The following is a 14,162-nucleotide window of genomic DNA, read 5'->3' as shown; positions in this document are numbered from 1 at the left end:
CCGAGGACGGCTCCGGCAAGGCGGGTGCGATCGCGCCTGGAACGGCCCTGGGCAAGCCGGCCGATAAGCTGGGCGAAGACGCACAATCGGGCACGGCGGATGCCAAGGCCAAGGATGCCGATGGTGCGCTTGAGCCTCAGGCGATCGCGGCCTGTCTCAAGAGCCTGCCACCGGTGAGTAACAAGATTCCTGGACCGTGCGGGCCGGGCGAGGCGCCGACGTCGTTCGTGATGAAGATCGTGGCGCCGGCGAAGCAATAGGGCCGGCGCATCCCATCCCTTTGCCGGATGACGACCCGCGCGGAGTCGCCCCCGACGATTGCACCGGAGTTCGGCTCGGGAAGAGAATCTCGCCCTTGCCGAGCACCGCATTGTCGCCGCCGCATCGACGCGGCGCCTTGCCGGGAAGCGGCTTCGCGAAGATGCCCAACCGCATTGGCATTGCGCGTTGCAATTTGACGCGCATAGAGCGTGGTGAAGCCTGGGGCCAGAACACCAATGTCACACCGGCGGTCGCAAGGCTGCTTGAGGGGCTCGATCGGGAACGGCTTGAAATCGCTGCGGTCTTTGGCAAGACGGTGCGCACGATATTTGATCACTCGACGCTGACGCACGGGATTTCGGGGGGCTCGGTTGCCGAGGTCTATGCGAGCCTTGCACAGCAAGGGAAAGATCCGGTGGAGGCCAAGGATATCAATACTCGGTATGTTCTCGAAGACGTGCCCTTCGGTCTCGTTTCGACGATTCATCTCGCCCGGATGGCAGGGGTCGCGGCGCCTTTGCACACGAGCGGTGTCGAGATATTGAGCGCCTGCTATGGACGAGATTTCACCGCCGACGATGATCTCCCGCCAGAACTCGGACTGGTCGAGCGCGACCTGCTAGTGAGAGCGGCAACCGGTGGATATCCGGTAGCTTCATGAGATTGCTTGATATGGCTCGACATGCCTGATGCAACTGTTTCTCCTTCGCCGAGGAGAGCGGGTTGATCGAGCCCGTTTTCGACCTTGGCGACGAGGTTTGCGGGGCGCCGTTGTGGCCGCATCTACCCTAGCGGACGAACCGGCGTCACACCCCATGAACTCCGTGCCAAGATGAGCGGTGTTCTGTGCGCCCGGCACTTCCAGGGATTGGTCAAGGCCGGTGACTGCGTCGCGGTCATTACGATCGTCGTCAACTGAGGTTATTGGAGGCGGTACTTTCGATACCACCTCCTGCCTCCGGGGCTTTCCATAGCCCATGCAAATCTGCTCTCCGATCGATGGCATCTTCCGTGCTGGCCATGATCACCGGGGGCATTGCCATCGGCGGGCGCTGGTGCGGGCCATCCGGCGTGAAGGAATTCCCGAACACACCTCAACAAGGCTCGATATTCAAGCAGGCATGAACATGCCCCGACGAGGCTTCGCGCAGTTCGGGGCGTATCCGGCCGCAATGTTCGGTCGCCATCGGACAACGCGGATGGAAGTGGCAGCCGGAGGGCGGGCTGAGAGGAGAGGGGATTTCTCCCTGGATCGGCATGAACCGGCGTCGCTGGAGCGAGATCTTCGGCATGCCCTCCAGCAGCATGCGTGTGTAAGGATGCAAGGGGGATGCGAAAAGCTGTTCCGTCTCGGTAAGTTCCACGACGCGGCCGAGATACATCACTGCCACCCGGTCGCACAGGTGCCGAATGACGCCGAGATCGTGGCTTATGAAGATCATCGCAAGGCCGCTATCTTGCTTGATATCCATCAAAAGGTTGATGATTTGCGCCTGTACCGAAACATCGAGCGCGGCCACGGCTTCGTCGCAGATGAGCATGTCGGGCTTGACTGCCAGCGCTCTGGCGATGCCGATGCGCTGGCGCTGGCCGCCGGAAAACTGGTGAGGATAGCGACCCATGCTGTCGGCAGGCAGGCCGACCTGGGAGAGGATGTCGACGACATAGTCCTTGATCTGTGGACGCCGCACCAGCCCGTGCAACACCGCAGCCTCGCCGATTATATCGCCGACGCGCAGGCGCGGGTTGAGGGAGGAGAGCGGATCCTGGAAGACCATCTGGACCTTCAGCGCGTCGCGGTTGCGCGCAAGGAAGCTTTCGTAGGGCTCATCGCGGAAACGCCGCTCGCCCGAAGAGGCCGGCAGGATGCCGGCGATCATCCGCGCCAGCGTCGATTTCCCGCATCCGGACTCGCCGACGATGCCAAGCGTTTCCCCCTCGCGCAGAGAGAGCGAAACATTGTCGACGGCGCGCAGCACTTTTGGCGGGCGGTCACGCAAAAAATGGTCCGCAAAATCACGAAGCGGGCTGCTTCCGACGCTGAAGCTGCGTGACAGGTCCTTTGCCTCGAAGATCGTCTCGTTCACGCGTCAGTCCTCGAATGGATGGTAGCACCAGATGTGGTGCGTGGCGGATAGCTGGATGGCTGGCACCGGCTCGCTGCAGATATCCGTTGCCCGGTCGCAGCGGCTGGCGAAAGGACAGCCCTTTCCAAGCGCAAGCAGCGACGGCATGTTACCGGGAATCTGCTTCAGCTTCCGTCCCGGCACATTGCGCGAGGGGACGGAATCGAGGAGCTTGCGGGTATAAGGATGGCGTGCGGCGCCAATGATTTCCTCGGTCGTGCCGATTTCCATCGTCGCTCCCGCATACATGACCATGATCCGGTCGGCGAGTTCGGAGAGCGTCGAGAGGTCGTGCGTGATCCAGATCATGCCAAGCCCGTGCTCGTCGATCAGGCGCCGGATATGATAGATGATCTGGGCCTGGATCGTGACGTCGAGGGCCGTCGTCGGTTCGTCGGCGATGATCATGTCCGGTCCGAGCAGCAGCGCGATGGCAATGACGACGCGCTGGCGCATGCCGCCCGACATTTCATGCGGATAGGCATTCAGCCGCTCGTCCGGCGAAGGGATGCCCACGGCTTTCAGCGCCTCGATGCAGCGGTCGTGCATGTCCTTGTGGGAAATGTTCTCGTGCTCGCTGATCGCCTCGTACATCTGATCGCGCACGCGCATCAGCGGGTTCAGCGTCATCAGCGGGTTCTGGAACACCATGGCGATCCGCTTGCCGCGATAGTGGCGCATCTCCTCGAAGCCGAGCGTCGTCAACTCTTCTCCATCGAGAGCTATCGAGCCGGAGACGATGCGGCCGGGTTCGTCGATCTGGCCCATGATCGACATGCCCGTCACCGATTTGCCCGAGCCGGATTCGCCGACGATGCCCAGCACCTCGCCGCGGGAAAGTTCGAAGGAAATGTCTCGCACGGATTTGATCACGCCCTGGCGCGTGAAAAACCAGGTGTTGAGGTTATCGACGCGGAAGAAGGGGTCCATCATGGGCGGTTCCTCTAGCGGTCGAGCCGCGGATTGTTAAGATCACGCAGCCGATCGCCGAGCAGGTTCATGGCGACGATCATCACCAGCAGCACGATGCCGGGATAGATGCTAATCCAGTATTTGTGCGAGAAGATGAATTCGTAGCCGCTGGCGATCAGCATGCCGAGCGACGGCCTTGTCAGCGGCAGGCCGACTCCGAGGAAGCTCAGCGACGATTCGAGCGAGATCGCCGAGGCGATGTTGAGTGTGAAGAGCACGATGATCTGCGGCATGCAGTTGGGCAGTACATGCCGCAGCATGATGCGCGCGGGCGAAAGCCTCAGGCACCGTGCCGCCTCGACATATTCCTTGCCGAGCTCGCTCATCGCAAAGGAGCGGGCCGTGCGGGCATAATAGGACCATTGCACGATGACGATAGCGAGCACGACCTTACTGACGCCGTTGCCGAGAATGGCGAGGATTGCAAGCCCGACGAGCAAGGCCGGAAGACCGAGCATGAAGTCGACGGCGCGCATGATGATCGCGTCCGTGATGCCGCCGCGCCAGGCCGAAAGGAGCCCGAGCCCGGTGCCGATCACCATCGCGGCGCCGGCCGCCACGAGCCCGACGAAGACGCTGATCCTGACGCCGTAGAGAATTGCCGAGAACATGTCGCGCCCAAAGCTGTCGGTGCCCAGGCGAAAGACAAAATCCGTTTCCTGATCCATGGATCTGGCGATGGCGAGAAAGGTGAAGGTCGCTGGCAGCGGGCCGTTGGATGCGATTCTAACCTTGCCGCCCTCCGGATTATCTACGGTCCACCAAGACTGGACGGGATGCTTCCTGGCACCCTCGACGGTTGCGCCGGCCGGAAGGTTGCGGATCTGCAAGTTTGCGAGCCTGGTTCCCTCCGGCTGAACGCCGACGCCGAGACAGTTCAGCCCGCAGGGCTCGGCCACGAGCGTCACGTGGGTCTTGGCTGGTGTGGCCGGCTGGACAGACGTCGCGCTGCCGTCGATGCGGATATTGGCCCTGACTTCTTCTCCCGGCAGCATGCGCGTGGAACCAGTCGGCTTCAACGCATCGGAGAGCTGAAGCTGCGTCAGGTCGTATGGGTCCGTCGGCGACAGCAGCGGTGCGAAGATGGCACAGGCGACGAAGGCCAGGCTGACCGCAAGACTGACGACGGCGGCGCGGCTTTCGGCAAAGTGCTGCGCGTAATCCTTGAATCCGGCCGTGCTCATGCTGTGCGCCGTCCCATCACGGATTTGATGCGGGGATCGATCGCCATGTGAAGGATATCGACGATGAAATTGATGCCGATGAACAGCAGCGCGGTATAGGTGAGCTGCGCCACGATCAGCGGCCGATCCAAGACCTTGATCGAGTTGATCAGGAGCTTGCCCAATCCTGGCCAGGAGAAGACCGTCTCGGTGATCACCCCGTAGGCAAGCAGGTTGCCGAGTTCGATGCCGGTGACGGTGACGAGCGGAACCAGCGCGTTGCGCAGGATATGGCCGACGACGACCTTGCGGCTGCGCACGCCCTTGGCATAGGCGAACTTGACGAAGTCGAGGCGCACGATTTCCATCGTCGCGGCGCGCGTCACGCGCATCAGCAGCGACATCTTCAACAATGCCAGGCTGAAGGCAGGCATGACGATGTGCGACCAGCCGTCGAGCGTCCAGAGGCTGGAGGTGATGCCGAGATGGGTCGCCACCTGGCCCCGGTCGCCGACCGGCAGGATCGGCAGTACGATACCGAAGGCGACGATCAGCAGCATGCCCTGCCAGAAGGTCGGTATGCTGACGCCGATCAGCGAGAAGGCCATCAGGCCCCGGCCGAGCGGCGAACCCGGCCTGAGGCCCGAATAGAGGCCTGCGGGCACGGAGACGGCGATGGCGATAAAAAAGGCCACGATGCCGAGTTCCAGGCTGGCGGGCAAACGCTGCAGCAGAATGCTGACGACCGGCTCCTTGTAGACGAAGGAATATCCCCAATCCCCCTGCGCGGCATTGCCGAGGAAGGTCAAGTACTGTTGCCAGAGCGGCTTGTCGAGGCCGAGCGCGGTGATGGCCGCCAGCCGGTCGGCCTCCGATGCTTCAGACGAGATCAGGATGTCTGCCGGGTTGCCGATCAGCCAGACGCCGACGAACAGGACGATCGACAGCACGAGCACCACGACCACGCTTTGCAACAGGCGCTGCAGCACGAAGGAGAACATCAGCGGTCGGCCTTTAGGTAGGCATTGATATTGCGTTGCTCGGCGGTCGGCATAGACCCCGCCACAATATCCTGGACCAGCGAACCGAAATGCAACGCATATTCGGCGCATATGCCGCTGGTGCTGCTGGTTTCAAGCCGCTTTTCGATCTCGACCCTGATTGCCGCGCCGCCCGGCAGCAGCGCCAACTCCTCCAGGAAGGGGGCCTTGCCGCCGGCCGCGGCCATGGCAGCGTCGTGGACCAGTTCATGGCCCCTGTGTTTGCCGAGCGTCTGGCCGAGCCGCATCATGGCAAACTCCCCGAAGATCGCTCCATGCGACAGGTCCAAATTGGCCCGCATCCGCTCCGTATCCACATGCAGGTCGCGCACCAGTAGTTCGGTCCGCACGAGGATTTCGGAAATGGCGGCGATGACCTCGGCCAGCCCGTCCTCGAACATCTGGTTGGCGCTGCCGTCCGATTCGAACGGGCGGTATGCGGCCGCCATCAGCATTCCGGCGCAGGAATAGAGCTTGTTGCTGTTGGCGATGATGCCGTAGCAGAGGATCGGGTTGATCTTCTGCGGCATGGTAGAGGAGCCGATGGTGCCCTCGATGCGACCTTCGTGCAGCTCTCCGTATTCCTCGGAGGAACTCTGGTAGATCTCCTCGGCGATCTTGTGGCAGATGGAGGCTATCAGGCTCAGCGCATTGACATATTCGCACATGTGGGTGCGGATCGCCCGGGAGGGAATGGCCATCTCGCCCATGCCGAGAAGAGCCGCCACGCGCGACTGGAAGGCCGGCCCCTGCCTGCCGAGGGCCGAGAAGCAGCCGACCGCGCCGCCGCTCATCACCACGAAGGCTCGCTTCTCGGCCTCCTTGAGCCGGTCCGCGGCCTGGAGGAATTCCTCGATCCACACAGCCACCTTGAAACCGAAGGTGATCGGCACCGCGTGGCGATAATGCGTGCGTCCGGCCATAACGGTGTTGGCATGGGTGCGGGCATGGTGGCCGAGATGTTGAAGGATGTTGGCGAGAAAGCCGTCCAGCACCGCCTGGGCGCGCTTGGCGAGCAACAGCAGTCCCGTCTGGATGATGTTTTGAGTGGTCATGCCCCAGTGGACATAACCGCCGTGCTCGGAGCCGCAGAGCCGGACGAGTTCATTGATGAGCGGCATCAGCGGATGGCGGGTTGTCCGATAGGAGGCATCCAGGCGTTCCATGTCCAGGAGCTCGTAACGACAATGTCCGGCGATCGCCTCCGCTGAAGCGACCGGGATCATGCCGAGCTCTCCCTGGGCCAGGGCCACGGCTTTTTCGACGTCCAGGAAGGCCTGGTACATGGCCGGCGGTGCGAATGCCTCCCTCAGTCCCCGGTAGTCGTATTGTGACGTGAGGGCGTCGTTGAATTCTGTACCCATCTGGCTTTGCACTTTCATAAAAACAGGGCAGGGCCGGCGTGAAATGCCGGCTCCACCGGCCGTGCGTCATTCGGGACGTGCGGTGTAGAAGATATTGGTCAGGTTGGCGTTGGCGTCGTAGTGAACGCCGTTGCGCACCCCCCAGACGCCGAACTCGTGGTAGAGCGGCACGTAGCCGTCGTCCTTGTAGACCTGGGCCACGGCGGAGCGGATCAGCTCTTCCCGCTTGGCGTCGTCGAGCGTCGATTGCGCGTCTTCGAGCGCCTTGTCGGTGACCTTGCTGGAATAGCGTCCGCGGTTTGCACCGCCCCAGCCGCGGTCGGGATTGCGAGTGCCGGCGAGGTTGATCATCTGGCTCAGGCCCTCGCCGGTATCGGCTGCGGCACCCGCGAGATAGAGGCTGAACTCGTAGGCGCTGGCCTTGGTGAAGTAGATGCTAAACGGGAAAGTCTCCAGCGTCACGTTGAGCCCGATCTGCGAGAGCATGGCGGTCACCGCCTGAGCGACCTGGGCGCCGTTAACATAGCGGTCGCTCGGCGCGTTCAGCGTCAGGGAAAAACCGTTCGGATACCCCGCCTCGGCCAGCAGGCGCTTGGCCTCCTGCGGATCGAAGGGAGAGGGCTGCAGGTCGGGATTGTGACCGAAGACGCCGTCAACAATGATCTGACTTGCCGGCCCCGCCATGCCCCCCATCACGGTCTCGGCGATCTGCTCGCGGTTGATGGCGAGATTGAGCGCCTTGCGGACACGCGCGTCAAGGAAGGGGTTCTTTCCGTTAGTACCGGAAACCTTCGGTGTCTTTTCCTGGCCCTGATCGGGCAGCAGGAAGATCAGCAACGTCGAGGGCATGGACGACAGGTGGTGCTTGCCCGACGACTGGATGCTGTCGATGGCATTGATTGGTACGGCATTGATGACATCCACCGCGCCCCCAAGCAGGGCGGCGATGCGGGCGCTGTTGTCCGGCAGGGATTTGACCAGCACGGAATCATAGGCGGCCGGGGTGCCGTAATACTGTGCGTTGCGCTCGAGTTCGATCTGGACGTCGGGCGTGAATTTCCTGACGCGGTAATGGCCGATGCCGGGGGAAACCTTGCCGTTGTTGAAGCCGGCCGTTTCCAGCCAGTTGTCGTTGCCGCAGGTCTTGTCGTCATAGGTCAGCGTGCGGCCGGTCGGGTTCTCGACGATGCCGATATTGCTCAAGCTGCGCAGCAGGTTCGGGTCGGGCTTCTTGGTGTCGATCTCGATCTTGCCGTCGCCGGCATCCTTGATGCCGCTGATGGTGGAAATGAAGCTGCTGAACAGGCCGGGGCTGTTTGGCACGTTGCGCACCCGGCACATCGAGTAGATCACGTCGTCGGCGCCGAGCGGGCTGCCGTCGTCGAACTTCGCCTTCGATTCAAGGGTGATGACCCATTTGGTGTCGCCCTGGATCTCCCATGATTTCGCAAGGCGCGGCTCGACGCCGCCGTTGACGCCGTTGGCGTAAACGAGCGCGTCCGAGATGTTTTCGCGAAGATCGAAATTGTAGCCGGCACGGTGGAAATGCGGATCGGTCGACGTGGCGAGCGCGGCAAGACCCACGCGCAATTGTTCGGCCGAAGCCGCGACAGGGGCAAGTGACGTCGCAGCCGCGATCGCCAAGCCGAAAGATGCCAGTGATAAGTTCTTCATGGTCCTCCCTCCCATTCATTCCGCGGGGACCGTATCGTCGGATCGCCGGCGGAAAAATCGAATTTTTTTGAATTCGATTGAGTTTTTCTCAATTGAACGCTAGAGAAGCGGAGGGAGGAAAACATCATGCAACGAAGGCGCAGGGACCTGCCGCCGATGACCTCGCTACCTGTTTTCGAATCGGCGGGGCGGCACATGAGCATCGCCAAGGCGGCGGACGAGCTCTGCCTGACGCCCGGCGCGGTCAGCCGGCAGATCCAGAATCTGGAAGCATTCTTGGGCTGCGACCTCTTCGAACGAACGCACCGAAGAATAGCCTTGACGCCCGCCGGAGAGGTCTATTGGACGAGAATCCACGCGTCTCTTGGCGATATCCGCGCCGTGACAAGCGATCTCTCGGTCAGCGTCGATCGCCGGCCGCTGGTGATCGGAAGTCCGCGCGTCTTTCTGCAGAAATGCATCATGCCGGTGCTCGGAACGCTTTACGCGCGCCGTCCCGACATCGTCGTGAAATTCGTCACCGGCGGGCATGATGTGGAAGGGCTGGACGGCATGATCCATGTGGGCGAGACGGTCGGGAAAAAAGGATTCGTATGCGAGATATTGGGCGACGCGGATCTCACTCCGGTCTGCAGCCCGGCCTATTTGCGCCGCGCACCCCCTCTCAAGACGCCCGACGATCTGGAACATCATACCTTGTTGCGATCGGCGGAATTCACCCGCAACTGGGAGCGCTGGCTCGGACCGCGTGCGCCAAGAATATTCTCAAATACCCGCTTCATCGATCTCGAAAGCTCTGGCCTCGAACTGACGGCCGCCGTCGAAGGACTCGGCATTGCCATCGTCCGCCAGAAGCTGGTCAAGCAGGAGCTAGCGGACGGTCAGCTCGTTACTCTGTTTGATAACGAAATGGTGCATGAGCACTATTTATTCATGTTCGCCGATCCGAAGCTTCGGTCCGAGAGTTTCCGGTTTTTTCGCACCTGGCTGAGAGATGCGGTGATGGAATAGGGCGGCCGATGATCCGGTCCGCCTCAACTGGTATCAGCGCCCCAGTCTCCGCATACACGATGTCTAGCCGGAAACGGTACGCTAGCGGCGACGGGCTGTGATGCCGATTGGCTCCGTTAACACGAGTCCGCCGGTGTCTGTCATAAGCAACAACACCGCGCCGGGCTGAAGAGCAGTCCGGTGCTTCTATCCAAGGGCAAGTGCGCGGACGTAAGGCGGATCGTATAGCTCGACGAAGAGGCGAGATTGCCAATGCCGACAGCATCCCCGAGCCGCCCCAACGCGGCGGCGCGGCTTCGCGAGTTCCCGCTCGCGCTTTTTCATCCAGGCCACAGCTGGTGGCCGTCTGTTAAAAGTCTCCGTCTCGTGATAAATCACGCCATCCCGCATAACTCGCACGCGTGCCATGTAGCTGACGCTGCCATCTTTTCGCGCGCGCGGGGTGGTAGCACCCATGACCGCATCCTCGTTTGGTAGATGGCGATAACAGTTGGTACAATGTATCAAGCCCATGTCCGAAACGGGCGGAGTTGGTACAAGATGAGCTTGAACAAGACGGAGAACAGAGTGTTCCAAGAGCCTGTAAAACAAGAAAAAAATAGATATTTCAAGGCTCCCGTCTTCGCCGTCGCGCCGATGATCGATTGGACGGACAGGCATTGCCGTTTCCTGCATCGGCAATTGTCGAAGGATGCGCTGCTCTATACCGAGATGGTGGTGGCCGACGCGATCATTCATGGGCCGCGCGACAGGCTGTTGTCCTTTTCGCCGGCCGAACATCCGGTTGCCCTGCAGCTCGGCGGCTCGGATCCGGTAAAACTTGCCGAGGCGGTGCGGATCGCTGCCGATTACGGTTATGACGAGATCAACCTCAATGTCGGCTGCCCTTCGGACCGGGTGCAGTCGGGCACCTTTGGCGCCTGCCTGATGCGCGATCCGGCGCATGTGGCGGACCTCGTTTCGGCGATGAAGCGGGTGTCGAGCGTGCCGGTCACCGTCAAATGCCGGATCGGCGTCGACGACCAGGAGCCGACGGACGTGCTGCCGGACTTTCTCGCCCGCGTGATCGGCGCGGGGGCGGACGCGATCTGGATCCATGCCCGCAAGGCCTGGCTGCAGGGGCTTTCGCCGAAGGAAAACCGCGAAGTGCCGCCGCTCGACTACGCGCTGGTCTATGCCATGAAGCGGGAAAACCCGGACGTGTTCATCGGCATCAACGGCGGCATCGCCGACCTCGAACAGGCGGCAACCCATCTCACCCATATGGACGGGGTGATGCTCGGCCGCGCCGCCTATCACAATACCGGCATGCTCGCCGGCGTGGATGCGTTTCTGGCAGGTGGCGGTCCCGAAGGGGCTCCGGATGTCGACTGGCCGGCGCTCTGCGATACGATGATGGCCTATGCGGCGGAACTGATCGGCCGGGGCGGGCGGCTGCATCATGTCACAAGGCACATGGTCGGGCTGTTCCAGGGGTTTGCCGGCGCGCGGCGGTTTCGCCAGATTCTTTCCACCGACGCCACCCGGCCGGGTGCCGGACCGGAGGTCATCGCGGTGGCCTTTGCGGCGGTGGATATCGACGGCGGCCCTCGGGTTCAACCCGAGGAGAGGAAGCTGGCGGGGTGAGGGCGGAGATTTTCGAGTTCCCATCGGACACACTCCTCCCTTGGCGATCCTCGGTTTTCGCTTCGCTCTCCCGAGGAGGACGAAGGTTCTCTCGTCATCCTCGTCCTCGGGTTTAACCCGAGACCCGAGGATCGGACGGGGCGCTGAAAGCTGCCTCGTAAGATAAGTAATAAGTGACACCTCTCAGCGCCCCGTTCGGCAGTTATTATCCGCGACTTCGGTCCCTCTGCGATGACGGGGGTTGTGGGAACGGTTGCGTGCCCCTCCGAAGAGGGTGTCATGCACGCTCGCAGACCAGGATGCCGCAGGCCATGACTGCCGCCCGGCATCGTCTTCCACCTGCGCCGCACAATCCGGGTTTTTTGAAAACCCTCGGACGCGGCGCGGCGCGGCCCCATCACCCTGTGTGCCTCACAGGCACGCCCGGCGCACCATGACGGAAAACGAAACGAGAAGTCGGTCCGACAGCTTCTCATCCGTCCCGCGTCGCCGGAGGGAGACCATTTTCCGCGAACCCGAACGCCAAGGTTTTGCGTCTTGCCCTTGACGTCCGCGCCGGTCCCGCCTCGCCAGCACGCCTGCCGGTGTATCCGCGACGGAACGGGGGGATTTTAGGCACAGGCCCGGAGGGCGGGGATGAGAGGGGACGTGGATTGGGCTAAGGTATTGAAAGAATTGCCGCTGGTGTTCAGGAGCCTCCCCGTTGAAGACGAGTTGCTAACGGCCGCGAAAATGCATGAGTCGATCTCTGCTTCGCGCCATAAGCAGACCCGTCGCCCTAAGTTCAGAAGGGGCAGGTTGTCGCGGGCGTTGCAGCATGTCCACACGCTCCGAGAGTTCGCGCTGCAATGATGGCGCGAGTAGACCGCTTGATCCAGTTATGTATTATCCCTGTCTTCTGAAGGTGATCGGGGTGGTTCATGAAATTTTTGGTTGCGGCATTCGCTGGTTTTTTACTGTTGACGGGCTGTCAGACATCTGTGCCGGAAAGCGTTGCATCGTCGCAGGCACCGCCGACGGATTCCGTGAAGCGGGAGGTGCTGAGAACTGCCTATCGCATGGGTTTCCGCGACCGGGATATCTACGGCGCGCAAATTTCAAGCGTCGTTCTGCTCAAGCCGGAGAAGAATATCTACGCCTTCTGCGTTTCCGGCTTTGGGCGGCAGTATAATTATCCCGCCCGTTACGGCGTATCCATGCGCGACGGAAAGATTCTGGGCTACACGCTCGACGATATCCGTTGCCAGGACAGCCGCCTCAAATACTACCCGTTCCCGGAACTCAACAATCTCGGGCGGCAGTCGCCGGCCTGAACCCCGCGCCCTGACTCGGCGGCCTTGCTGCGCTGACTGCTTCGCGCCGATATCGTTGAAAAACTGGCTGAATTGGCCGCGCCTCCGTTCTTTCAGGTCGTTCGGACGGCAGATGGCGCTCTGTCGATCCGCGCGCCTCGGCGCAGGGCATCGCAGTCACCTTTCCTCGCCCTGTACAGCCGGGTGCCCTCGGCGGTAATCCCCGGAGAGCTTGCACAAACAATCTGTTGTTAGATACCAGTGAGACACAGACAGCGACATGCAGCGGGAAACAAAATGCGCCCAGCTTTTAGATATATTGCAGCAGCAATTGGATTTGGCGTCCTCATCAGCGTCGGCGTGGTCGTGAAGGGACTGCTTGATGCCAACGACTACATTGACCGCTGCGCTGACGAAACCTCAGGACGATACATTTTCGACAAGGAGGCTCGAGCCACCGCCTGCAAATGATCGACTAACCGCCAGATGGACGAATGCGAGTTTTTCAACAATATCCGCCAACAGCGGTCATATTTTCATTATTTTACTTTTTACGCATTCATTGCCTTCGGAACTCGGCGCCTTGTACTCGGAGATATGAGTTTCCTCGACTAGCGGCACTGGCGGACCTTTAAACGGGCGGTCTCGTTTGCCCATTCCGAGCCAAATGATGAGCGCAGCGGAAGCCGCCAAGGCGACGAGCATAACGGCAGAGGCTAAGGTGGTGACAACAAATGCAACCGGAGCCTCTTCGTATGTCCGCCAGCCATCACGCTTCACATAGACCATGCCATGGATGATCACATTGTAAGCCGCGAAGCCGGCGGCAATGACCAGAAAGCCGATGAGAATAACGCCTTTAAATTTACTCACTTCATGGACTCTCATACGCTGATCGCACACCTCGGCATCGTAACGCGGAGTTATTAACTAGGCTCGGCTGATGCAGACATACTGGTTGGGGCCGATAGTCGTCACACCCGCACAGAGTCTCGCCTAACGCCGTCCCTGCGTGACGCAGCCGCCCCCTCAATCCCGCTTGATGCTCATCAGCACGTCCCACATGTCCGCGCCCGTCTCGAACGCAGCGGCGTTGGCGGCAAAGCCCTGTGCCGAGGTGAAGGCGTCGAGCATTTCGCTGGCCATGTCGACATTCGAGCTGTCGGGGAAGGTGACGGAGGTCGACGGGGTGACGGTGGTGGTGACGCCGCCGGAATTGGGGAGGGAGGAGACCTGGGTGTCGAGGCGGTTGTAGCCGGGCGTGCCGGCATTGGCGATGTTGTTCGCCGCGGTCGCGAGGCGTCTGGCCTGTGCCTGCATGCCCGAAACCGCAATGTTCATCACCGCCGACAGACCCATTGCGCACATCCCCAAAAGCCGATGACGGATGTTTTAGGGCAAGAGCTTCAAGGAAGACTGAACGGGCAGGGTAAGGGAAGCGTATTGTAGCGCGGCACAGATGTGCCGGAACGGGGCGCGGCTGGCTTTTCCCGGGGTGCGGCCGGGCGTTCCGGGCCGTCGGCGGCATTGACCGGATCGAAAGGGAGAGCGGGTAGGATCGCCGCTTTCCAACCGGCGGAGAATGCGGGTGATGGCGTCGCGGCGTCGATTTGGCCGACGAGGGGTCGCAGCG

Annotated in this window: 13 protein-coding genes and 2 pseudogenes; 6 read left to right on the top strand and 9 right to left on the bottom strand. The window is 61.5% G+C overall.

The annotated features are described in order from the left end of the window. From MOV61_RS22145 to MOV61_RS22135, 3 genes and pseudogenes are all read left to right on the top strand, one after another. Positions 1-260 (top strand): annotated as a pseudogene (locus tag MOV61_RS22145) (hypothetical protein); the annotation flags it as partial. A gap of 95 nt (positions 261-355) precedes the next feature. Further along, positions 356-922: an NAD/NADP octopine/nopaline dehydrogenase family protein gene (locus MOV61_RS22140; RefSeq protein ID WP_247138110.1), complete on the top strand. Its 567-nt coding sequence runs from the start codon at positions 356-358 to the stop codon at positions 920-922. A 12-nt stretch (positions 923-934) separates the two neighbouring features. Then, a pseudogene (locus MOV61_RS22135) lies at positions 935-1,180 on the top strand (succinylglutamate desuccinylase/aspartoacylase family protein); the annotation flags it as partial. A gap of 175 nt (positions 1,181-1,355) precedes the next feature. On the opposite strand, the gene MOV61_RS22130 reads toward MOV61_RS22135, so the two are convergent. From MOV61_RS22130 to MOV61_RS22105, 6 genes are all read right to left on the bottom strand, one after another. Continuing rightward, positions 1,356-2,348 carry an ABC transporter ATP-binding protein gene (locus tag MOV61_RS22130; RefSeq protein WP_038587193.1) on the bottom strand — a complete coding sequence of 331 codons (993 nt, stop codon included), beginning with the start codon at positions 2,346-2,348 and terminating at the stop codon, positions 1,356-1,358. Positions 2,349-2,351: 3 nt separating this feature from the next. Further along, on the bottom strand, positions 2,352-3,320 hold the full coding sequence (locus MOV61_RS22125; protein ID WP_247138109.1) for an ABC transporter ATP-binding protein: 969 nt from the start codon (positions 3,318-3,320) through the stop codon (positions 2,352-2,354). A gap of 11 nt (positions 3,321-3,331) precedes the next feature. Further along, positions 3,332-4,543, bottom strand: a complete 1,212-nt coding sequence (locus MOV61_RS22120; RefSeq protein WP_247138108.1) for an ABC transporter permease — start codon at positions 4,541-4,543, stop codon at positions 3,332-3,334. Beyond that, entirely contained in the window at positions 4,540-5,523 is a 984-nt protein-coding gene (locus MOV61_RS22115) for an ABC transporter permease (protein ID WP_247138107.1), read from the bottom strand. The genes MOV61_RS22120 and MOV61_RS22115 overlap by 4 nt, the downstream gene beginning before the upstream one ends. Beyond that, the gene (locus MOV61_RS22110) at positions 5,523-6,926 is read right to left on the bottom strand and encodes an adenylosuccinate lyase family protein (protein ID WP_247138106.1); all 1,404 of its coding nucleotides are present in this window, start codon (positions 6,924-6,926) and stop codon (positions 5,523-5,525) included. The genes MOV61_RS22115 and MOV61_RS22110 overlap by 1 nt, the downstream gene beginning before the upstream one ends. 66 nt (positions 6,927-6,992) lie before the next feature. Next, a complete protein-coding gene (locus MOV61_RS22105) occupies positions 6,993-8,600 on the bottom strand; it encodes an ABC transporter substrate-binding protein (protein WP_247138105.1) in 1,608 nt (535 codons plus the stop codon). A gap of 126 nt (positions 8,601-8,726) precedes the next feature. On the opposite strand from MOV61_RS22105, the gene MOV61_RS22100 reads away from it, so the two are divergent. The 3 genes from MOV61_RS22100 to MOV61_RS22090 all read left to right on the top strand — a co-directional run bounded on the left by MOV61_RS22100 (position 8,727) and on the right by MOV61_RS22090 (position 12,550). Next, positions 8,727-9,611, top strand: a complete 885-nt coding sequence (locus MOV61_RS22100; protein ID WP_247138104.1) for a LysR substrate-binding domain-containing protein — start codon at positions 8,727-8,729, stop codon at positions 9,609-9,611. 567 nt (positions 9,612-10,178) lie between these two features. Continuing rightward, positions 10,179-11,237, top strand: a complete 1,059-nt coding sequence (dusA, locus tag MOV61_RS22095; RefSeq protein WP_309493834.1) for a tRNA dihydrouridine(20/20a) synthase DusA — start codon at positions 10,179-10,181, stop codon at positions 11,235-11,237. Between the two features lie 920 nt (positions 11,238-12,157). Next, entirely contained in the window at positions 12,158-12,550 is a 393-nt protein-coding gene (locus MOV61_RS22090) for a hypothetical protein (protein WP_247138103.1), read from the top strand. A gap of 507 nt (positions 12,551-13,057) precedes the next feature. Here the strand turns inward: MOV61_RS22090 and MOV61_RS22085 are convergent. The 3 genes from MOV61_RS22085 to MOV61_RS22075 all read right to left on the bottom strand — a co-directional run. Then, on the bottom strand, positions 13,058-13,402 hold the full coding sequence (locus MOV61_RS22085; RefSeq protein WP_247138102.1) for a hypothetical protein: 345 nt from the start codon (positions 13,400-13,402) through the stop codon (positions 13,058-13,060). Between the two features lie 156 nt (positions 13,403-13,558). Beyond that, positions 13,559-13,888, bottom strand: coding sequence for a flagellar basal body protein (locus MOV61_RS22080; protein ID WP_151042441.1), 330 nt, complete (start codon positions 13,886-13,888; stop codon positions 13,559-13,561). Between the two features lie 47 nt (positions 13,889-13,935). After that, positions 13,936-14,162 (bottom strand): hypothetical protein (locus MOV61_RS22075; protein WP_247138101.1); only part of this gene is annotated, 227 nt, incomplete at its 5' end.

The organism is Neorhizobium sp. BETTINA12A, assembly GCF_023006485.1.
Lineage (GTDB): Bacteria > Pseudomonadota > Alphaproteobacteria > Rhizobiales > Rhizobiaceae > Neorhizobium.
This window is presented reverse-complemented; position numbering and strand designations above follow the sequence as displayed.

Coding starts and splice junctions, on each gene's coding strand:
- MOV61_RS22125 (WP_247138109.1), bottom strand. CDS start 3,320: ATGATGGACCCCTTCTTCCGCGTCGATAACCTCAACACCTGGTTTTTC.
- MOV61_RS22120 (WP_247138108.1), bottom strand. CDS start 4,543: ATGAGCACGGCCGGATTCAAGGATTACGCGCAGCACTTTGCCGAAAGC.
- MOV61_RS22115 (WP_247138107.1), bottom strand. CDS start 5,523: ATGTTCTCCTTCGTGCTGCAGCGCCTGTTGCAAAGCGTGGTCGTGGTG.
- MOV61_RS22110 (WP_247138106.1), bottom strand. CDS start 6,926: ATGGGTACAGAATTCAACGACGCCCTCACGTCACAATACGACTACCGG.
- MOV61_RS22105 (WP_247138105.1), bottom strand. CDS start 8,600: ATGAAGAACTTATCACTGGCATCTTTCGGCTTGGCGATCGCGGCTGCG.
- MOV61_RS22100 (WP_247138104.1), top strand. CDS start 8,727: ATGCAACGAAGGCGCAGGGACCTGCCGCCGATGACCTCGCTACCTGTT.
- MOV61_RS22090 (WP_247138103.1), top strand. CDS start 12,158: ATGAAATTTTTGGTTGCGGCATTCGCTGGTTTTTTACTGTTGACGGGC.
- MOV61_RS22080 (WP_151042441.1), bottom strand. CDS start 13,888: ATGGGTCTGTCGGCGGTGATGAACATTGCGGTTTCGGGCATGCAGGCA.